This window comes from Pseudomonas sp. W2Oct36 (assembly GCF_041060465.1).
Classification (GTDB): Bacteria; Pseudomonadota; Gammaproteobacteria; order Pseudomonadales; family Pseudomonadaceae; genus Aquipseudomonas; species Aquipseudomonas graminis_B.
In genome coordinates, this window is sequence record NZ_JAUERW010000014.1 from 25020 (window position 1) to 44920 (window position 19901).

The 19901-nt window shown below is 58.8% G+C and carries 15 protein-coding genes; 7 read left to right on the forward strand and 8 right to left on the reverse strand.

The genetic code is table 11. The annotated features are described in order from the left end of the window. The first annotated feature begins 396 nt into the window (after nt 1-396). The gene (locus QWI18_RS17805) at nt 397-627 is read left to right on the forward strand and encodes a hypothetical protein (RefSeq protein WP_369319413.1); all 231 of its coding nucleotides are present in this window, start codon (nt 397-399) and stop codon (nt 625-627) included. A 220-nt stretch (nt 628-847) separates the two neighbouring features. Beyond that, entirely contained in the window at nt 848-1846 is a 999-nt protein-coding gene (locus QWI18_RS17810; protein ID WP_369319414.1) for a bile acid:sodium symporter family protein, read from the forward strand. 148 nt (nt 1847-1994) lie between these two features. On the opposite strand, the gene QWI18_RS17815 is transcribed toward QWI18_RS17810, so the two are convergent. From QWI18_RS17815 to QWI18_RS17830, 4 genes are all read right to left on the reverse strand, one after another. Beyond that, the gene (locus tag QWI18_RS17815; RefSeq protein WP_369319415.1) at nt 1995-2636 is read right to left on the reverse strand and encodes a hypothetical protein; all 642 of its coding nucleotides are present in this window, start codon (nt 2634-2636) and stop codon (nt 1995-1997) included. Nucleotides 2637-2774: 138 nt separating this feature from the next. Then, nucleotides 2775-3407, reverse strand: a complete 633-nt coding sequence (locus QWI18_RS17820; RefSeq protein ID WP_369319416.1) for a hypothetical protein — start codon at nt 3405-3407, stop codon at nt 2775-2777. A 1-nt stretch (nt 3408) separates the two neighbouring features. Further along, nucleotides 3409-8136, reverse strand: coding sequence for an RHS repeat-associated core domain-containing protein (locus QWI18_RS17825; protein WP_369319417.1), 4728 nt, complete (start codon nt 8134-8136; stop codon nt 3409-3411). 414 nt (nt 8137-8550) lie between these two features. Next, the gene (locus QWI18_RS17830; RefSeq protein ID WP_065989270.1) at nt 8551-8994 is read right to left on the reverse strand and encodes a hemerythrin domain-containing protein; all 444 of its coding nucleotides are present in this window, start codon (nt 8992-8994) and stop codon (nt 8551-8553) included. Between the two features lie 227 nt (nt 8995-9221). Here QWI18_RS17830 and QWI18_RS17835 point away from each other — a divergent pair, with 227 nt between their 5' ends. Beyond that, on the forward strand, nt 9222-9956 hold the full coding sequence (locus QWI18_RS17835; RefSeq protein WP_369319418.1) for an alpha/beta hydrolase: 735 nt from the start codon (nt 9222-9224) through the stop codon (nt 9954-9956). A gap of 150 nt (nt 9957-10106) precedes the next feature. Further along, on the forward strand, nt 10107-10277 hold the full coding sequence (locus QWI18_RS17840) for a hypothetical protein (protein WP_296316429.1): 171 nt from the start codon (nt 10107-10109) through the stop codon (nt 10275-10277). A gap of 101 nt (nt 10278-10378) precedes the next feature. On the opposite strand, the gene QWI18_RS17845 is transcribed toward QWI18_RS17840, so the two are convergent. Next, entirely contained in the window at nt 10379-11563 is a 1185-nt protein-coding gene (locus QWI18_RS17845; protein WP_369319419.1) for an MFS transporter, read from the reverse strand. Between the two features lie 279 nt (nt 11564-11842). Between QWI18_RS17845 and QWI18_RS17850 the strand changes: the two genes are divergently transcribed. Together QWI18_RS17850 and ligD are read left to right on the forward strand one after the other, a co-directional pair. Continuing rightward, entirely contained in the window at nt 11843-12760 is a 918-nt protein-coding gene (locus QWI18_RS17850; protein WP_065989284.1) for a Ku protein, read from the forward strand. Nucleotides 12761-12820: 60 nt separating this feature from the next. Continuing rightward, a complete protein-coding gene (ligD, locus tag QWI18_RS17855) occupies nt 12821-15496 on the forward strand; it encodes a DNA ligase D (protein ID WP_369319420.1) in 2676 nt (891 codons plus the stop codon). A gap of 65 nt (nt 15497-15561) precedes the next feature. On the opposite strand, the gene QWI18_RS17860 is transcribed toward ligD, so the two are convergent. Beyond that, nucleotides 15562-15897 (reverse strand): hypothetical protein, encoded by a 336-nt coding sequence (locus QWI18_RS17860; RefSeq protein WP_065989285.1) that lies wholly within the window; start codon nt 15895-15897, stop codon nt 15562-15564. Nucleotides 15898-16237: 340 nt separating this feature from the next. Here QWI18_RS17860 and QWI18_RS17865 point away from each other — a divergent pair, with 340 nt between their 5' ends. Next, nucleotides 16238-17215, forward strand: coding sequence for an aldo/keto reductase (locus tag QWI18_RS17865; RefSeq protein WP_369319421.1), 978 nt, complete (start codon nt 16238-16240; stop codon nt 17213-17215). Between the two features lie 53 nt (nt 17216-17268). Here QWI18_RS17865 and QWI18_RS17870 read toward each other — a convergent pair whose 3' ends face one another. Together QWI18_RS17870 and QWI18_RS17875 are read right to left on the reverse strand one after the other, a co-directional pair. Continuing rightward, entirely contained in the window at nt 17269-18345 is a 1077-nt protein-coding gene (locus QWI18_RS17870) for a nucleoside hydrolase (protein ID WP_369319422.1), read from the reverse strand. 190 nt (nt 18346-18535) lie between these two features. Next, complete coding sequence (locus tag QWI18_RS17875; RefSeq protein WP_369319423.1) at nt 18536-19849, reverse strand: MFS transporter; 1314 nt, start codon at nt 19847-19849, stop codon at nt 18536-18538. Nucleotides 19850-19901 lie beyond the last annotated feature (52 nt).

The following is a 19901-nucleotide window of genomic DNA, read 5'->3' on the forward strand; positions in this document are numbered from 1 at the left end:
GTGCATGAAGCGAGGAAAAATTGGCACAGGGTTGGGACGATCGTCCAGCGATTTAGTTAAAAATGTATCAAGATTTCTCAAATATGTAACAAATTCGACAAACATTTGCCATCAAGTGACACGCTGGCGTTACACATGAGGCGGGGTAGGAGGGTTGCAAGCTCAGCGAGACCGCTTTGTTCGTGATGGCACATTGGGGGTGGTTGAACCGGTCTTTCCCTGACAGTTTTGAAGGGGAAAATGAGTGAGGGGCGGCCAGGCCTCTGTTGGTCTGAACTTTGCTACAGCCCTGTTACAGGCGGCCTTGATCACCGAAAATTGGCGCGAAGGCACTCCTGACATCACCTTTCGTTTTGAATCGGCATGCGCCACGACGCGCACGCCCAGGAGCCGGCCATGAGTACTCTCTCGGAAATTGCAGCAAACCTCCTGAAACGCGAAGACAGTCCCGAGATATCCGCTGCACAGGCTGGCCCCCGTGGGCCGATGGGCTGGGAACAACTGATGATGCTCTCGAAAGAGAAAGACATAGTGAAGTGGCAAGCCGCATTGTCCCGCCTCATCGCCGACAACCCGGGCCAGCGTCGGGTGACCGTGATGCGCGTGATTCAGGGCGGACTGTCCTGACATAACCCGGGTTATCGCTGATCCGCTTGTCGACACAACGTCTGGCAAGCGGCTCCCCCTGCGTCTAGTGGGACCGGCTTTAGCCGGGAACAGGTACTCGGTAGGTCCAGATCGGCCGAGGTGTCCGTTAGGCGCTATTGATCGACTTATTGGCGTTAGTCGGCACGTGCATTGCGCGCTAAAGTGACGGGCATGTTCCTGGCACCTTCGGATGACGCAGATGACCCGCCCCCGCTTTCTCCCCGACAACTTCACCCTCATGCTGATCACCGTGGTGATCATCGCCAGCTTCCTGCCGGCCACCGGGCAAGTGGCCGTTGGCTTCGGCTGGCTGACCAACATTGCCATTGCGCTGCTGTTCTTTCTCCACGGCGCCAAACTGTCCCGCGAATCGATCATCGCCGGGGCAGGGCACTGGCGCCTGCACCTGCTGGTATTCGGGCTGACATTCGTCCTGTTTCCCTTGCTCGGTCTGGCACTCAAACCCGTGCTGTCGCCCCTGATTGGCAAGGACCTGTACATGGGCATCCTGTACCTGTGTGCGCTGCCCGCGACGGTACAGTCGGCGATCGCCTTCACCTCACTGGCGCGCGGCAATATCCCGGCGGCGATCTGCAGCGCGGCGGCCTCCAGCCTGTTCGGGATATTCCTGACGCCGCTGCTGGTCACGCTGTTGCTGAACGTTCACGGCGAAGGTGGCTCGACCCTCGATGCGATCATCAAGATCAGCGTGCAGTTGCTGCTGCCGTTCATTGCCGGCCAGATCATGCGGCGCTGGATTGGCGCCTGGGTCGGACGCAACAAGAACTGGCTGAAATTCGTCGATCAAGGCTCGATCCTGCTGGTGGTCTACGGCGCGTTCAGTGAAGCGGTCAACGAAGGCATCTGGCAGAAAACACCGATCTGGGACCTGGCCGGGATGGTGGGAGTGTGCTGCCTGCTGCTGACACTGGTGCTCGTGGCTGCGACCCTGCTGTCCAAGCTGTTCGGCTTCAATCAGGAAGACCGCATCACCATCCTGTTCTGCGGCTCGAAGAAAAGCCTGGCCACCGGCGTGCCGATGGCCCAGGTGCTGTTTGCGGGAAGTACGATTGGGTTGCTGATCTTGCCCCTGATGCTGTTTCACCAGATTCAGCTGATGGTGTGCGCGGTGGTGGCTCAGCGGTATGCGAAGCGGACGGAGCCGGTGGTGGAGTTGATGGCGCAGGTTGATCCTTGATTCTGGGGATCAACTCACTGGCGTGATGGAAAAGCCCCGATGATTCGGGGCTTTTTGCGTTTGGAGTGGGTGGGTACACCCAGAGCGGATGTAATCATGCTTGCCCGTCTTGCCCGTATTTAGGATTTAAGCATCGGAAGGGAAGGCCCTACAACATTCGACTAGAAGGTTTCTTGCCGTTAACTATCAGCGCCTTGATGACCTGCTGATAAGCCGCCCCCCGGTACCTTCTCCTCAGAGAAGAGGATGTCAATTCAAGCTCGTGAAAATCCATAGTGAGTTTTATAGCGTCAGTCGCGATTTTTTTTAATGCCCCTATTTCATCGTAGTCACGTTCCAGGGTCACGACCTGATACCCATCCCTCCGGTTTCTATGGCTGAATCGCACTGCCAGCGAATCATCAAAAATTATAGCGCCGTCTTTATTGTCATGAAAAAAATAGAATGTCATGCGTTTGGCAACTTCAGGGTGGTGTTGACCATATCTGATATATTCTTTTAATAGTGATGTGAGCCTCACTCCCTTTAAAACTCTGAAGCCGCTAGCTACCTGCTGGTCCTGAAAAAAATAGGGCTTCAACACCACACCTACACTTCTATTGTGGTGGCTTACATTGTAAAGCTTCTCAAAAAAGTGATAGTCATCGACTTTACCTGCTAGCTCGAAGTCTTGAGAAATAAGCTCGATTGGTGAAAAACTTTCGAGTCCAAATACCTCAGGATGTCTTAGTGTTGCACCCGTTAAAAACTGGATGAAAATCTCAAAAAATGATGATGCCAATACGTTCATATTGCATTCCGTTATTATTTACTGGTCGTGAGTCAAAAGTTAAAGGGGTCCGTCCCCTCTAACTTTACGCTACCTTTGTCGTGCACTGAACCGTCAATAGGGCTTAAGGGTCTGTCCCCTTTATAATAACCCTTCAAGTTAATAATAGATAAGTTCGCGCGTGCTTTTGACAAACTTAATTGTCGCGTGATCCGCAATTATCTCTTTGAATTCGCTGAAGAAGAAATCTAGATTCGAGGAGAAAACGATAAATGCATCGCGGCCATGCTCGCCCGATACCACCCGCCGCATTACATAGTGGCAAGTCTTGTCTAAAGCTTCATATAAATCCTTCCCAGTGATCGACAAACGTTCGTCCTTAAGCATGCCGGCAAGTGTTGACATCGTAGGCATCACGGCAGGCCTGTGTCTTGAGATCACTTTATATTTTTTTAGGTCAGCTTCATATTTTGAATGTTCGCTTAGCAATGATTCAAACTTGCCATCCTTTTCCCGAAATAATAGTCGAGACATTCGCACGACGTCCCCTGCCTGCGGTCGTTTGACGCTTAAATGCTGTAAATCAACTGAATAGCATCTGGAAACCAGCGTGCGAATTGCGGCATTACCATGAGGTGTGGTATGGAAGCCAACATTATTTTGTAAGTCAGTTGCCATTAGTAGCGCAAACTCATCATGATTTCCCGCGGACATTTCGGTTATGAGATTATCCACTTGAGTTCTAAACTCTGAGAAATCCGCTTTGAAGCACATAATTTTATAGTATTTCATCTCAGTGTCCTTTACGGCCTGACGGATAGGTAAATATTAACACCTCACCTTTTTTATTTGTCGCGTGGACATGAGGCATTTCATGGTGCTCCGGTTGTCCAGGCCCAACCAAGTCAGGATGTCCATCTGGGTGGTCAAATACCTCTAGCTGCTGTTCTTCAACTTCGCGACCGAGCGTGGCAATTCCTCGTTTTTTTAGGCAGGCACAATTTACTCCACGGCTACTAGGGTGGAGTCGTTCCATTGGAATGTCCTTTCCTCCTCTACCTACTCGCGGGACTTGGGCATGTTGCTGCGCCTTCTTCATTGCGCTCCTACGGCTGTTCGTTGCGACAACTTTTTGCAAACCGAGTGGGTCTATCCAACCCGTCGGGTTCGGCACGTAGTAATAGAGGTTTAGCCCACCGTTGTAGCCAATCGGGTCCTTGCTGATAAATCGCCCGACCCTTGGATCATAGTATCGATGCCGGTTGTAGTGCAGGCCGGTTTCGTGGTCCTGGTACTGGCCCTGGAACCTGATCGGGTTGGTCAGGCAGATTTGTTGGGCGAATTCAGAGCGCTGTTCCTGCGCCTCCCCCCACGCTTTGTATTGCGCGCTCCAGGCGGTGTTGCCGTTTTGGTCGGTGATTTCCTGCGGGGTGCCGAGGTGGTCGCATTGGTACCAAGCGAGGGCGTCGATGGGCAGTACGGCCGGCTTGCAGTTCCAGAGCGGGTCTTCTTTGAAGTTGTAGCGACCTTTGTAGGTCGGTTGGCTGACGAGTCGGATGGTTTCGTGCCGGATGGCTTGGGCCACGGGCACGAAGGTGCCGGGCTCGTGGATGTAGTGGACGGTTCGTCCCAGGGCACCGGCGTATGGCGGAGGACTGCTTTCCCACGCCAGGTTGTCGCCGTCCCAGCCATACAGGGTGAAGCCGCAGCCGAGCTCGCGCTCTTTACGGGCGTGTTCGTTTTCGTTCCAGCCGGTACCGGCTTCGGGGCGCGGTCGGTAGTGAGCCTTGGAGAGTTTGTAGAGGCGACGTCCGAGTGGGTCGTAGCCGAAGTCGACGGTGAGGCGCGGATCTCGGAAATGCGCGAGGCGATCAAAGAGATCCCAGTGCAGTTCACTGCTCAGCCCATTAGTCCAGCGCTCGGTCTGGTTCCCACGTTCGTCGTATTCGTAGTGGTTGCCGACGTAGTCGCGGAGCAGGTTGTCGACGAGTTTGTTTTGAGTCGGCTTGGGGTCAAGTGGGCGGCGGACCGGCGCGGCGGTTTTGTTGAGCAGGTTGCTCGCGGGGTCGAAGGCGAAATTTTCGATGCCGAGGCGGCTGGTGGCGCTGAGCAGGCGGCTAACGGGATCATATTTATAAGCGAGAGGACCGCGGCGACTGTCGTTGATGTCAGTGAGTTGGCCGGCGGCATCGTAGGTGTACGCGCGTTTGATGAGCGTGGATTTGTCGTCTGCTCGGCCCAACAGTTGTTCCTGGAGGCGTCCCGCCGGGTCCCATTGCTGGGTTTGCAGCAGGTTATTGCCTTGGTGACGGCTGACTTCGCGATGCAGGTCATCGCGCTCGTAACTGAGCAGTTCGTGCTCATCAAGTTTCAACCCCAACAGATGACCACTGCCATAGGTCAGCCAGCTAACGCGATGGCCGTCGGGGCGAATGGTCGCGATGCGATTATTGAGCGCGTCGTACTCGTGCTGCCAGACGGCAACCAGCGGTTTATCCAGATTCGAGTAGTGCTGGTGCTCTCGCAGCAGGTTGCCAGCCGGGTCGTGAAACCATTGCAAGCGACTCACGGCGTTGGTTGCCATGACCAGATGGCCGTTGCCGTCGTAGGCAAAGGTTTCGCTCTGGGACTGTTCGCCGAGGGTGGCGCGGCGTTCGGTCAGGCGGCCCATGGGGTCGAAGGTCAAAGCAATGGAGCGCTGGCCGTTGATGGTCTCGGCAAGGCGTCCGGTTTCGGGATCGTACTGATAGCGGGTCGAGCGCCCGTCGAAGCCGCGCTCTTCCAAAAGTCTTCCGACCGGGTCGTAGTGAAAGTGGGCGCGGCGTTCGTTTTCGTTTTCCAGCGCAACGAGACGACCAAGTTTGTCCCAGCGGTAACGCAACGTTTGCTCGGCAGCGTCGACGCGTTCGGCGATAAAACCGGCGGCGCTATAACGCCAGGTGGTGCAACGTTCCAGGCCATCGGAGTGGGCCAGCAAACGACCTTCTGCATCGCGGCTGAAGCGTTCTTCGGTTTTGTCCGGATGCTTGATCAGGACCAACTGACCGGCTTTGTATTCGTACGTCGTGCTATGCCCAGCAGGATCGGTGAAGCGATCCATCTGGCCGCTTTCGTCGTACTCCCACGTACTGACCTTGCCCGAGCAGTCGGTGTACTTAACCAGTTGTCCGGCGTCGTTGTAGGCCAGCGCCTTGGTATTCCCGTTGGCATCCTTGATCGCTGTAGGAAGGCCGAACGAGTTGTAGGCGTATTCGGTTGTGTTCTCTAGCGGATCGATCGCTTCAACCAAATTGCCGCGAAGGTCATAGTCCCGTTTCCACAAGCCACCCTCGCCATCGCTGATCTTGATCAGATGGCTTTTGTCGTCGTAGGCGTAGTTCATCACGCTGTGATCAGCGCGAGTGTGTTCGGTCAGATTGCTGAGCTTGTCGTAGCGATACTGGTCGGTGCTGCCGTCGGTGTGTACGTGGCGGATGATGTTCTTCGCCGCATCGCGGAAGAACCACTCGGAACGCCCGTCGGCGTGGCAAATGCGATAGGTGTAACCCAGGCTGTCGTAGTAATGCCGGGTTTCATGACCCAAAGCGTCAGTAACGTAGGTCAGACGGATGTTTTCATCCCACGCCAATCGCGTGTCAAAACTGCCGTCGTCAGCCCATTCGCGGATGGCCTTCGCGTCGGGGCCGGATCCTTGCCATTGCAGGTTCAAACCGCGATTGGTGCGGTCGGTGTAGCGAGTGATCAGGTGATTTTGATACTGATAACGCCAGGCCGAGCCGTTCGCGTCTTGGGCCAGAACAAGGTCACCAAAATCATCGTACTGATACGCGCAGAGTTGGCGTTTGACGCCGCCGTCACGTATTTCCCAAAGGCCGGTTAGCCGCCCCTGATCATCGATCAAAATGCCCAGGCGAAGATGGACTTTGTTTAGATCTTTCTCCGAGTAAGTCACCAACTCGGAAAGAACCATCTGATCACCGTGCCGATGCTCGTAATGCAGCATCACCCCAGCGCCGTTGGGCAAAACCTTGTTGATCAGAACAAAACGACCACCCCGCCGAACATAGGTTTCCCTGTGTTCCAGGCCACGCATCAGCACCAACCGGTCCTTGCTGACGCGGCTAACGGTCAGGTTTTCAATGGCGTTGAAGTGAAAAAGTTTTAGCTTGGGAAGAGGGAATTCATGACTGCGCCCATCGGCGTCATGAAACACCAAACCATCGCCGACGAGATCAAAGCGCGTCGTAAACGGCGTAATCCAGCGTGCGCCGATAACGTCCTTATCGTAGGCATCCAGACTCGAGCAATAAGTCCGAGTCCACTCAATGGGAAACGGCCCCGGCAGCCTGAAATCGGTGTGACTGACCGACTCCGAGCCCATCGCAAAACTGATGCTGTTCCGCGTCGCCGCACACGCACACTCACAAGGACACGGGCACGCACATTTCTTCCGCTCGTTAGGCCGCCCCTTCGCAGGCCGCTCATGCTGAACAGCCTCCAGCTTGCCTTCACCCGCCTGGCGCTTGGCCTGATTGGTAACGCCAGGCTTGATGTTGAAAGACTGCCCATGCCCATTGCGCGAACGCCAACTGACAACCGCGCCGGCCAGTGTCTGCAGCAACGAACCGATGGAGTTCTGAACCTCTGGATCCGCCAGACGATTTATCTGAGTCCTGAGGTCTTTGCCCATAGCACGCAACGAGTCGGCGTGACCTTGGACTTTGGTTTCCAGCGCCTCGGGCAGCAGAGTCTCGACAACGTCATTGACCTTGTCTTTGCCTGCGGCGATGTAGAGTTCGGCAACCGCAGCGAACATGTTGCCAATCGAAGCTTTGTGGTCGTACGCCCACTGATCGCGGGAGACGCTGATCAGGTGTACCGCTTCATTTAGATTGCTTTCGGCGTCAAGCTTGCCGACGACCTTCCTCGCGCCGTGGGCAACCTTGGCCACCTTCTCAAGGCCAACGGCGATCTCGATAAACACGCTTTCGCCCAGTGCCACGGCGCCATCGAGAATCCCGGGAAGCTTGCCCTGCGCCTGACGCACAAAGTCATCAAGGGTCCCGACAATGGTGGCATTGAGGTGCCCGATCAGAATCTCGATCAGCGCATCGCCCAACACAACCTTGCCCGACCGACGCATTTCCTGACGCACCAGAAACAGCATCGGACGAAGGCTCATCCGCGCTGCTGCCATGGTGGGCGGGATTGGCATCATCCCGATCAGATTAATGCCGAGGCTTACCCAATCCAGAAGCTCACGCTCCGGACTTTTCGAGAGGGTGGCGATGTCATTCAGCGCATCAACCAGCGCCATGACGTTGCCCACCACCGGCAGAAACCCGGCCGCGCTTTTGATTCGCTCGAGCGTGACAACCCCGCCACTGATCTCCTGCAGCCAGGCGTCAACGTTGGCCGCACCGGCGCCAACGTCTTCTAGCTGAATCTGATCAAGCGGAACGATCGCCACTTGGGGTTCGCGTTTCTCACCACCAACGGGCAGATTTAAGGGGGTCGCCAAGGATGCTCTCCGTGCTCAAAAACCCACCCGGCGGGCGTGTTTGCCGAGTCGGGGGCCACGGAGATATCAAGGGCTGTGCCAGCCACGAATTAGCCAATTAAGATCAATGACTTAAGAGAGGAAAAAGCAGGTATTAGTGAACGCCGCACCTAAAGACAAAGAAATAGTGCGCAAGAAGTTGCGCACCCCTGTGCAACTTCTTGCTCACTCGCCTGCACGCCACAAACGACGTGGCCTCCCGCCGGTCAATCGCCCCATTTCCAACAAACGGGTGCGCAACTTCCTGCGCACACCGCCAAGACAGCACCCAGCCGGTCTTCACCAGAAACACCGCATCGCGAACAAGAACACGCGGCAGAAAACGCAGCCAAAAAAAAGCCCCGAAGAATCGGGGCTTTCAGCATCCAGAGCGGCTCAGGCTTCAGCCAGTTGCTCCTCGTACTCCTTCTGATACTCACTGGCCAGCGACTCTTTCTGCTTGTCGTCCAGCAGCTTACCCGCCGACTGGAAGAACTTCTGCTCTTCTTCCTTGAGGTGGTGGTGGACTTTCTCCGACAGCTTCTTGGCCGTGGCCAGCCATGAGGGGCTGGACATATCGGTCTCGTCGAGTTCTTCCATCATTTCGTCCATTTCATGGTGCTCGGAAATGGCATGGCGGCTGAGGTCGATGCCGTTGTCGAACTGCATCAACGGGATATAAAAGAAGCGCTCTTCGGCGGTTTCATGGGCCTGCAGCTCCGCTTTCAGCTGTTTGTAGGCTTCGACGCGTTCTTTGCTGTCGCCATGGGTTTGGATCAAGGCATCGGCATAGCCGCGTTGCCGGTCATGACTTTCTCTCAGGGCTTCAAAAATATTCACGGGTGCTCCTTGGTTCGGCGACGGGCTGATGTGCTTATCCCTAGACCGCAGCGGGTATTCGGCCGTTCCGTTGTACTTCGAGCCTGAACGTATTGCCATCCCCGGCCAAGATGAAAACCCGCTCCCATACAGCCCGCCGACAGCTCTGATCGAACACTCACGGGCTGACATTCGCGACATGCTGCGTATGATGAGCCCGACGTTTTTCGCAAAAAAGGCTCACCCCCATGATGAAATTTTTCGCCGCGCTGCTGTGCATGTTCACTGGCATGGCCGACGCAGAACCTGCGCTGCTCACCGATCTTGCGCTGCCGTACGTGGCAGCGGCGCCCGCTGAATCCAAAGACAAACCCCTGATCATTTTCCTGCACGGCTACGGCAGCGACGAGCGCGACTTGCTCGATATCAAAAACGAGCTCTCCCCGAGCTACACCTACCTCTCCGTGCGTGCGCCGCAGGAAGTCGACGGCGGCGGCTACAAGTGGTTCACCCAAGACACCGATCAGGCCGAATACGAAGGCGTGACCAGCGACGTCGACAAAAGCACCGATCTGCTGCGGACCTTTATCGAACAGGCCACCGAGAAATATCAGACCCAGCCCGATAAAGTGATCCTGGTCGGCTTCAGCCAGGGCGCGATGATGAGCTACCAGATCGGCCTGCAATACCCGGAACTGGTTCACGGCATCGCACCCTTGAGCGGCAAGATTCTCGCGTCCCTCCATTCACGTTTGAAACCTGATGAGCGCTTGAAATCGCTGAAAGTGTTCATTGGCCACGGCTCGGCCGACACCCGCGTGGCTTACTCTGGCGCGACGGATGCCAAAGCCGTGCTGGAGAATCTGCTGATCGTTCCGGAATTTCATTCCTACGCCGGGGCAGGGCATACGATTACAACGGCTGAGGTGGCGGATTTGAAACGCTGGCTGGAACGCGAGTTGAGGGTCAAGGGGGCTGATTAGCCGGGGAGCCAAGCGTGCAGAGAGCCGCGTTGCGGTTGATGTGTGATGTGGTCGCGAAAAATGCATTCGCTATAAATAAATAGTTACCGCACAGAGGCGCGGCGCTACCGCCATAATCTGCGCTATGGATGTATGGCGAGAGGGCACGTTATGAACATCAAAAAACGCAAGGCCAAGATTCGGGAAATGACGGAATTCAGTGCCAAAGCGCACAGGCGCGCTGCGGAATATGCTCAGGCTCAATTGCACTTTCTGCGCTTAGCGCTGGAGATCGGCAGAGACCTTGAACCCACTGGCCCCATGGCTGGGTTCAGGGGCTGAACCTTCACAAGAAAACCGCCGAATCGGCGGTTTTTTCTTGGGCGGCGAGCAGCGCCTCACGCCTTTGGTCTTAGCATCCTGCGCGTGCCGTGCTCCGTTCTTCATGGCCGTGAGTTCCTCAAAAAACCCAACAACGCCAACACCGGAAACACGCTCCCCACGATCACAATCCAGACCCAGCCACCATGGTCATACAGCGCGCTCGCCACCACCGAACCGATCGCGCCGCCGATGAAGATGCTGGTCATATACAGCGCATTGAGCCGGCTGCGGCTTTTGGCGTCGAGGGCGTAGACCGCACGCTGGCCGAGGACCATGTTCATCTGCACGCAGAAATCGAGAATGACCCCGGTCACTGCCATGCCAATCACGGCGTATGCCGGTTCGATCAGGCTCGGCAGGAAGCTCAGTGCGGCGAATAGCATCGCGCACAGGCTGGCGACCCGGGTGTGTCCGGCATCGGCCAGGCGGCCGGCGATGGGGGCGGCGATAGCGCCAATGGCGCCGACCAGGGCGAAGAGGGCGATCTGGCTTTGCGACAGGCCGTGATTGCGTGCCAGTTCCAGCGGCGCGGCGGTCCAGAACAGGCTGAAGGTGGCAAACATGCAGGCCTGATAGAACGCGCGCTGTTGCAGGACCGGCTGTTTGCGCAGCAGGGTCCATAACGATTTGAGCAACTGGCCATAGGTGGCAGTGTGCGTCGGCTGATGTTTGGGAATGGTGGTTGCCAGCACCACGCTGATCAGCAGCATCACCGCGGCCGCCGTGCCGAACACCGCGCGCCAGCCGAAGTGGTCGGCGATCAGACTGGCAGCGGGCCTGGCCAGCAGAATCCCCAGCAGCAGGCCGCCCATGATGCTGCCGACCACGCGCCCGCGTGTTTCTTCCGGCGCCAGGTTGGCGGCCAGTGGCACCAGAATCTGCACCGCCACCGAGCTGAAACCCACCAGCAGCGAGGCGATCAGGAACAGATTGGGCGTTTGCGCGAACGCGGCGCTGAGCAGACTGAGAATGGCGACGCCGGTGGTGACGATCATCAGGCGACGGTTTTCCAGCAAGTCGCCCAGCGGCACGAGGAAGAACAGGCCGAGGGCGTAGCCGATCTGGGTGATCGACACGATGAAGCTGGCCAGGGTGCCGGACAGCCCGATGTCCGGCGCAATCAGGCCAATGATGGGCTGGGCGTAATACAGGTTGGCAACGATCGCGCCGCAGCAGAAGGCGAACAGCATCGCCAGGCCCTTGGTTATCGTGGCGCCGTGGATTGCGGGGGAACTGGAGGTCATGGGGATACCGGTGAGGTCGCAGGCCTGACAGAGACGGCTCTGGTACGGCGTGCAGAATAGAGTGGCGCGAGGTTAACGCTTTTTCATTGCGTTAAGAAGGGGCCGCTGGGCAATCGGGCAGCGTTGATCAGCGCGGCTTGCGCCCCGAGCCCATGACCGCCCGTAAGCCGGGCAGCCCCTGATAAGAGTGACGCTCCGGTCGTTCGGCCGAAACTTTTCCGCGTGCGCTCCGGTCACTGCTTACACATACCCCCTCACACCCCATCGGAAATACAAACTATGCCTCGGGCAATCTGGAAAGGCGCGATCAGTTTTGGGCTGGTGCATATTCCTGTGGCGCTGGTGTCGGCGACGTCCCGGCAAGGTGTCGATTTCGACTGGCTGGACAAGCGCAGCATGGACCCGGTCGGTTACAAGCGCATCAACAAGGTCTCCGGCAAGGAGATCAATAAAGAAAACATCGTCAAGGGCGTGCAGTACGAGAAGGGGCGATACGTCGTCATCAGCGAGGACGAGATTCGCTCGGCGCACCCGAAATCGACCCAGACCATCGACATTTTCGGTTTCGTCGACAGCGATCAGATTCCGCTCCAGCACATCGACACGCCTTATTTCCTGGCCCCCGACAAGCGCGGCGAAAAGGTTTACGCGCTGTTGCGCCAGTCGCTGGTCGACACCGGCAAGGTGGCGCTGGCCCATGTGGTGATTCGCACCAGTCAGCACCTGGCGGCGGTGATGCCGCTGGAATCGGCAATCGTGCTCGTGCTGCTGCGCTGGCCTTCGGAAGTGCGCGGGCTGGACAGCCTCGAACTCCCCAAGGAAGCCACCGACGTCAAGCTCAGCAAGAGCGAACTGGACATGGCCAAGCGCCTGATCAAGGACATGAGCACCGAGTGGACGCCGGACGCCGACGAGTACCGCGACACCTTCCAGGATCAGATCATGTCGCTGGTGGAAACCAAGGCCCGCGAAGGCAAGATCGAGAACGTCGAGACTGACGCCGGCGACACCGAGCGCAAGTCGGCTGATGTCATCGACCTGACCGAGCTGCTCAAACGCAGTCTGGGCGGTCGCAGCGGCGCAGCCAAGGCACCTGCAAAAGCCAAACCGGCCAGCAAAAGCAAAGCCGAGTCCAAGGACGATGCGCCGGCAAAGCGCCGTGCACCGCCCCGGAAGAAGACCACCAAGGCTTCTTGAACGCGAGTCGTGTTGTAGCGTTAAAAGATGCAGCGTTCCAATGCGCAGAGGTTCATCGTCATGGCAAAACCTGTGAGTGAATACACCCGCAAGCGCAACTTCGATGTCACGTCCGAGCCGGCCGAAGGCGAGGGCAAGGCAAGAAGCAAGAAAGGCAAGGCGCTGAGTTTCGTCATTCACAAGCACGATGCGCGCAATCTGCATTACGACTTTCGCCTTGAGCTGGAGGGCACGCTGAAAAGCTGGGCGGTGCCGAAGGGGCCGAGTCTGGACCCGAAAAACAAGCGCCTGGCGGTGCACGTTGAAGACCACCCGCTGGACTACGGCAGCTTTGAGGGCAGCATTCCCGAGGGCGAATACGGCGCCGGCGACGTGATCGTCTGGGATCGCGGCATCTGGCAGCCCCACGGCGACCCGCAGGAAACCTACAAGGCGGGCAAGCTCAAATTCACCCTGATCGGCGAAAAACTCACCGGTGACTGGGCGCTGGTACGGACCCGTTTGCCGGGCAACAGCGACAAGGAGCAGTGGCTGTTGATCAAGGAAAAGGACGACGCCGTGCGCGCGGGCGAAGACTACGACATCGTCGTCGACAAACCTGAGAGCGTGGTCAGTGGCGCAACGGTGGGCGAGGGACGTAACCCGGCCAAGAACGCCAAACGTCAATCGGCGGCGCCTGAACCCGCCAGTAAAACTTCGGCCAGTACGAAGCCCGCAAAAAAGCCAGTGGAAAAGAAAGCCAGAGCACCGTCGCCCAAACAGAAAGGCGTGCCGGCCAAGCTCTCGCCGCAGTTGGCGACGCTGATGGACGCGCCCCCCGAAGGCAAATGGCTTTACGAAATCAAGTACGACGGTTACCGGATCCTGACCCGCATCATCGATGGCGAGGTGAAGTTCTTCACCCGCAACGGCAACGACTGGACCGAGCGCCTGCCGCTGCAGGCCAAGGCCATTGGCGGTCTGAAGCTGGACAACACCTGGCTGGACGGCGAAGTCGTGGTCCTCAATGCCGCCGGGTTACCGGATTTTCAGGCGTTGCAGAATGCGTTCGACATCGACCGCAGCATGGACATCATTTATTACCTGTTTGACGTGCCTTTCCTGAACGGGGAAGACCTGCGCGAGACACCCGTCGAAGACCGTCGCGCGGCGCTGAAGAAAGTCCTTGGGCGACAGAAAAAAGGCCTGCTGCGGTTCTCCGAAGCCTTCTCGGCAGGCCATCGCGACATCATCGAGAGCGCCAGTCTGATGTCCCTCGAAGGCGTCATTGGCAAGCGTGCCGGTAGCGTGTATCAGTCCAGTCGCAATGCCGACTGGATCAAGCTCAAGTGCAAGTTACGGCAGGAGTTCGTCATTGTCGGCTTCACTAAACCCCAGGGCGCGCGCAACGGTTTTGGCGCGCTGCTGTTGGCGGTGAACGAGGAGGGCGCAGGTCTGGTGTACGCCGGTCGGGTCGGCACCGGATTCAATCAGCAGATGCTCGGCGACTTGCTCGAGCAGATGAAGCCGCTGGAACAGGACACATCGCCCCTGGAGAAAAAAGTGACGAGCGCCCAGGCCCGGGGCGTGCACTGGATAAAGCCGACCTTGGTGGCGGAAGTCGAGTTCGGCGAATGGACCCGCGACGGCATCATTCGTCATTCGGCGTTTGTCTCGTTGCGCAGCGACAAGCCGGCCAGCGAAGTGGTCCACGAGCACCCGATACCGCCGAAGGACATCAAAGCGCCGTTCAAGCCCCGTGCCGCCAAGGCCTCAGCGCCCGCGAAGAAGTCCGGGGCCGGTGACAATGCTGGCGCCGAGAAATCCAGGCCGACCCGTAAGCGCGCAGGCAAGGACCGCATCGAAGTGGCCGGCGTGATGGTCAGCCATCCCGAACGGGTGATTGATGCGCAGAGCGGCCTGCACAAGATCGAGCTGGCGCAGTATTACGAGTCGGTGGCCGACTGGATTTTGCCGCACCTCGACCACCGTCCCGTGGCGCTGCTGCGTTGCCCCGAGGGCGTGGAAGGCGAGCAGTTTTTCCAGAAGCATTCCGAGCGCATGGCGATCCCCAATATCAAGCAGCTAGACCCCAAGCTCGACCCCGGCCACGCGCGGTTGATGGAGATCGACAGCGTCAAAGCACTGGTCGGCGCGGCGCAGATGGGCACCATCGAGCTGCACACCTGGGGCGCGACCTATGATCAGATCGAGCTGCCGGACCACTTCGTTCTCGACCTCGACCCAGACGATCAGCTACCTTGGCGCAGCATGATCGAAGCCACACAACTGACGCTGTCGACCCTTGATGAGCTGGGCCTGGACGCGTACGTCAAGACCAGTGGCGGCAAGGGTATGCACATCGTCGTGCCACTGGCGCGTCGGGCCGATTGGGAGTCGGTCAAAGCCTTCGCCAAGGCGCTGGCGCAATTCATGTCGCGAGAGTTGCCGGACCGATTTACCGCCACGTCCGGGCCGAAAAACCGGGTCGGCAAGATTTTCATCGATTACCTGCGCAACAGCCGCGGCGCCAGCACCGTGGTGGCCTATTCAGCGAGGGCGCGCCCGGGGTTGCCGGTGTCGGTGCCGATCAGCCGTGACGAGCTGACCGAGGTGAAGTCCTCGGCGCAGTGGACTGTCGCCAATCTGCAGCAGCGGCTGCGCAAGTTAAAGGCTGATCCGTGGGCCGGTTACAAGCGCACCCAGCGCCTGACCAAACCGATGTGGAAACGCCTGGGCGCAACGCCGCCAGCTTGAGGCATCGGATCAGGCGTCGATATGGTTGGTCAGGCTGCGGCGCAAGTCGCCACCGCGACGTTAAATCACTTGACCCCGTCGATCCTTTCGCCCACTTCCGCTGGATAAAACTCTCCCTCAAGCCCGGCAGTCAGCAGGCGTTCACGCACTTGGGTTTCGACTTCCAGGACTTGGTCGGGGTTATCAATGTTGTCGACGACGAGCCAGACGGGCATCACGTTCTGGCCATGGGTGCCTTCGCTGAGCATGTCGTGGGAGAAGACTTGATTGGCGCGCCACAGGCACAGTTCGTCATCGGTGTGGTGGGGTTCGCGCACGGCGGTTGGCGAGGTGAGCCAGATTTCGGTGTAGGGGCGAAGGTCGGCGTTGGCGAGTTCGTTCAGGGTGATGACGGTTTTCATTTTGTGTCCTCCAGTGTTCAAGATGGAGTTGTGACGCATCAGGCCGAGCAGCGTTCCCGCTATTTGCTTCGATGGTCGCGGTATTCGGCGAGATCGAGCGCGTCTGCCTGACGGCAGACTGTGAAGACCAAAAGCGCAGCGCAGATCAAGAGCTTCCCGGCTGAAGCCGGTCCTACGCCGCCGCCGGGGTGCCTCTGGATGCACGCGCTGCTTTTTAGTGGGACCGGCTTTAGCCGGGAAGCGGCCAGTGCAGGCGCTGATGGTCCTGCGGACTTGAACCGAGGCCGGCCGCGTGGGGTCGATCAATCACTGTGCGTTCACGTCAGCCCGACCCGGAGAGATGCCCGTGACCGACCCACACCCGCTCACCCGCAGAAGACTGCTCACCCTGGCAGCCGGTGCCTCGGCGGCGCTGGTGTTTGACGCCGTCAGTCGCCATGCGCAGGCATCCGAAGCCCCGCAACCCGGTCCTTCGCCCGGCCAACCTGGAGAACGGAACATGCTCACGCGAGACATTCCATCCAGCGGCGAAGCATTGCCGATGATCGGCCTCGGCACGTATCGCGGGTTCGATGCCGAGCCCGGCAGCGACGCGTACAAACTGCTGCCCTCCGTGGTGGACCAGCTGTTCCACGCCGGCGGCACGGTGATCGACAGTTCGCCGATGTACGGTCGCGCCGAGGAAACCACCGGCGAGTTGCTGGCGATCCATCAGCCGTCGTCGCCGGCTTTTCTGGCGACCAAGGTCTGGACCCGGGGACGCGACCAAGGCATCGCCCAGATGGAAGCCTCGTTCCGGCTGCTGCGGACTGAGCGCATCGACCTCATGCAGATCCACAACCTGCTGGACTGGAAAACCCACTTGCCGACGTTGCGCCAGTGGAAAGAACAAGGGCGCATTCGCTACATCGGCCTGACGCACTACACCCCGTCGGCCTACGCCGAGGTGGAAGCTGCGCTGAAGGCCGAGGCATTCGATTTCCTGCAGATCAATTACGCCCTGGACGATCGCGCCGTCGAAGCGCGGTTGTTGCCGCTGTGTCGTGAGCGCGGGGTGGCGGTGATCTGCAATCGGCCTTTTGGTGGCGGCAGTCTGCTCGGCCGCTTGCGCAACAAAACCCTGCCGGGCTGGGCGGGGGAAGTGCAGGCCAGGAGCTGGGCGCAGCTGGCGCTGAAGTTTTTGATCTCTCACCCGGCGGTGACGTGCGCGATTCCCGGTACGGGCAATCCGAAATACATGAAGGAAAACGCCGAGGCAGCCAGAGGGCCTTTGCTCACCGATGCCCAGCGCCAGCAACTGATTACCCTGATCGGCTGACGCTGCCTACCGCCGGTTGGGCCGTTTCATATCATCGGCGCAAACTGAGGCGATCAGCGTTTGACCGGCGCAGGCAGAGTGACCAGATCTACGTACGCATCCCAAAACTTCTGCTGGTCCACGGCGTACACCACTTTCGCCTTCTGCGTGCCGACGGGCGCGCCCTTCTTGTAGCCCATGGAGCGGCCGTAATCCGGTCCGAAGTGGGCGTCGACGTCGACCCACAGGTCTTTCGACTCAGTGACCAGTTCCGGATGCACCAGGTACAGCGCGGGCAGGCTGTCCCAGGTGAAGCTGTGATGGTTCGGGTCCTTGTCGAACTCAGGCCCAAGCACCGTTTTGTACAGGTCCGGAATCACGCCTTTGCTGGCGACGATGCGTGTGTAGACCGAGGCGTCGAAGATGACCTTTTCGCAGACATCATTGGGGAAAATCACGTGCTCGATGGGCGAGCGCAGGACGATTTTTGCCGCCTCGGGGTCGAACCACCAGTTGAATTCCGCCGCTGGCGTCGTGTTGCCGGGGATCTCGATAGCGCCGCCCATGTACACGATGCGTTTGATCAGCGGCACGATTTCCGGCGCGCTGCGAATCGCCAGCGCGATGTTGGTCAATGGGCCAACGGCCAGGAGGGTCACTTCGTGAGGGTTTTCCTTCACGCTGTCGACGATGAACTGCGCGGCGGATTTACTGCGCAATGCAGTGTGCGTAGCCAGCCCGTCCGGCGGCGAAACCAATTGTGAGGCCGAGGTCGGGCGCGGGGTCTTGAACGCCCCCGGCCAGCCTGCGCCGAACAGGGCTTTTTCCTGTTCATAGGTGGCGAAGTCGTGCAGCAGCGGGTAGGCCGCGCCGGAGTACACGCCGATGTCCTTTTCCACGCCCATGCGCTCGACCGCCTTCAGCGCATCGACCTGCTCCTGATCGACCCACGCGTTGCCACTGACAAGGGTCATGCCCAGCAGATCGATGCGCTGTTGCGCGTGCAGTTGCGCCAGCATGATGAAGGCCTGGCCGTCGTCGTTGAGCACGTTGAAATCGGTGTCGAAGATCACCTTTTCCGCCGCCTGCAAGGAGGTCGCGGACAGTCCCAGCGTCAGGGCCAGGGCACAGCTTTTCACAAACGCCTGCATGAGCGGTTTCCACCGTTGTTATTGGATGAATGCGATTAGCAGTGTAGGAGCGTGGCTTGTCCCGCGATCGGCTGCGCAGCAGTCGTAAAGTCAGACGCCCTTTGCACCTGATACACCGCATCTACCGGATACACGACGACTGCGTCGCCGATCGCGGGACAAGCCACGCTCCTACAGGATTTAGATCTGATTATCTGTTCACCAGCCTCGCCGGCAACGCCACCACCAGAAAACTGCTCAGAATCAGGCACCCGGCAAAGAACCACAACGCCCCGGCGCTGCTGCCGGTCACGTCGATGGCGATGCCCATCATCGAGTTGCTCACCAATCCCGCAACGTTCGCCAGCGAGCAGGCCAACGCAAACCCTGTCGCGGCCGCCCGGCCTTTTAGGAATGTGGCCGGCAGGCTGAAGAACACCGGCACGGCGCCAATGATCGCGGCCGACGCCACGGCGAACAGCGCGACGGTCGCGACCAGGTTATGGGTGAAGAACGGGCTGGCGGCCATGGCCACGGCGCCGATCCAGAACGGCACGATGATGTGCCAGCGACGTTCACGACGACGGTCGGAGCTGGCGCCGATCATCAGCATGCCGATCAGCGCCGCCACGCTGGGCAATGCCGTCAACACGCCGATGTGGAAGGTGTCGGTGACCCCGGCGTTCTTGATGAACGTCGGCATCCAGAAACCCATGGCGTAGGCGCTGAGCAAGATCGAGAAATCGATGCCGCCCAGCATCCACACTTTCAGATTGAAAAACCCGTCGCGAAAGCTGTGCTTACTGTCCTTGCCCTCGGCATCGTCCAGGCGCAGTTCGCCTTCCAGCAAGGTTTGCTCGGCGCCGTTCAGCCATTTGGCTTCCTTCGGGTTATTCGGCAGCGCCCAGAACGTCATCACCCCCAGCAGCACGCTGGGAATGCCCTCGATCAAGAACAGCCACTGCCAGCCCCGTAGTCCGGCGGTCTGGTCGAAATGTCCCATGATCCAGCCTGACAGCGGACCGCCGATAACGCTGGAAAGCGGCAGGCCGATCATGAACAGCGCGATGATGCGACCCCGGCGATAGGTCGGGAACCAGGTGGTCAGGTAGAACAGCACCCCCGGCAGAAAGCCCGCTTCGGCGGCGCCGAGGAGAAACCGCAGCACGTAGAACTGCGTCGGCGTGCTGACGAACAGCGTGCAGGACGACAGCAAGCCCCAGGTGATCATGATCCGCGCGATCCAGATTTTCGCGCCGACCTTTTCCAGCACCAGGTTGCTCGGCACTTCGAACAGGATATAACCGACGAAAAACAGCCCGGCGCCGAGCCCGAACGCGGTCTCGCTGAAGTGCAACTGGTCGAGCATCTGCAGCTTGGCGAAGCCGATGTTGATGCGGTCCAGGTACGCGGCCAGGTAGCAGAAACACAGGAAGGGGATGAGCTTCCAGGTGATCTTGGTGTACAGCGCTTTGATCGGGTCCACGGTTAAGTTCGCGGAGGTTTCTACATTCGCAGAGGGCATGGGTGTCTCCTGGCGGTTCTTCGACCGGTGAGCGCGGCGGCGGCTGATTTTG

Bases quoted from the DNA above. Each gene is read 5' to 3' on its own strand.
- QWI18_RS17805 (WP_369319413.1), top strand. From the start codon at position 397: ATGAGTACTCTCTCGGAAATTGCAGCAAACCTCCTGAAACGCGAAGAC.
- QWI18_RS17810 (WP_369319414.1), top strand. From the start codon at position 848: ATGACCCGCCCCCGCTTTCTCCCCGACAACTTCACCCTCATGCTGATC.
- QWI18_RS17815 (WP_369319415.1), bottom strand. From the start codon at position 2,636: ATGAACGTATTGGCATCATCATTTTTTGAGATTTTCATCCAGTTTTTA.
- QWI18_RS17820 (WP_369319416.1), bottom strand. From the start codon at position 3,407: ATGAAATACTATAAAATTATGTGCTTCAAAGCGGATTTCTCAGAGTTT.
- QWI18_RS17835 (WP_369319418.1), top strand. From the start codon at position 9,222: ATGATGAAATTTTTCGCCGCGCTGCTGTGCATGTTCACTGGCATGGCC.
- QWI18_RS17840 (WP_296316429.1), top strand. From the start codon at position 10,107: ATGAACATCAAAAAACGCAAGGCCAAGATTCGGGAAATGACGGAATTC.
- QWI18_RS17845 (WP_369319419.1), bottom strand. From the start codon at position 11,563: ATGACCTCCAGTTCCCCCGCAATCCACGGCGCCACGATAACCAAGGGC.
- QWI18_RS17850 (WP_065989284.1), top strand. From the start codon at position 11,843: ATGCCTCGGGCAATCTGGAAAGGCGCGATCAGTTTTGGGCTGGTGCAT.
- ligD (WP_369319420.1), top strand. From the start codon at position 12,821: ATGGCAAAACCTGTGAGTGAATACACCCGCAAGCGCAACTTCGATGTC.
- QWI18_RS17860 (WP_065989285.1), bottom strand. From the start codon at position 15,897: ATGAAAACCGTCATCACCCTGAACGAACTCGCCAACGCCGACCTTCGC.
- QWI18_RS17865 (WP_369319421.1), top strand. From the start codon at position 16,238: ATGCCCGTGACCGACCCACACCCGCTCACCCGCAGAAGACTGCTCACC.
- QWI18_RS17870 (WP_369319422.1), bottom strand. From the start codon at position 18,345: ATGCAGGCGTTTGTGAAAAGCTGTGCCCTGGCCCTGACGCTGGGACTG.
- QWI18_RS17875 (WP_369319423.1), bottom strand. From the start codon at position 19,849: ATGCCCTCTGCGAATGTAGAAACCTCCGCGAACTTAACCGTGGACCCG.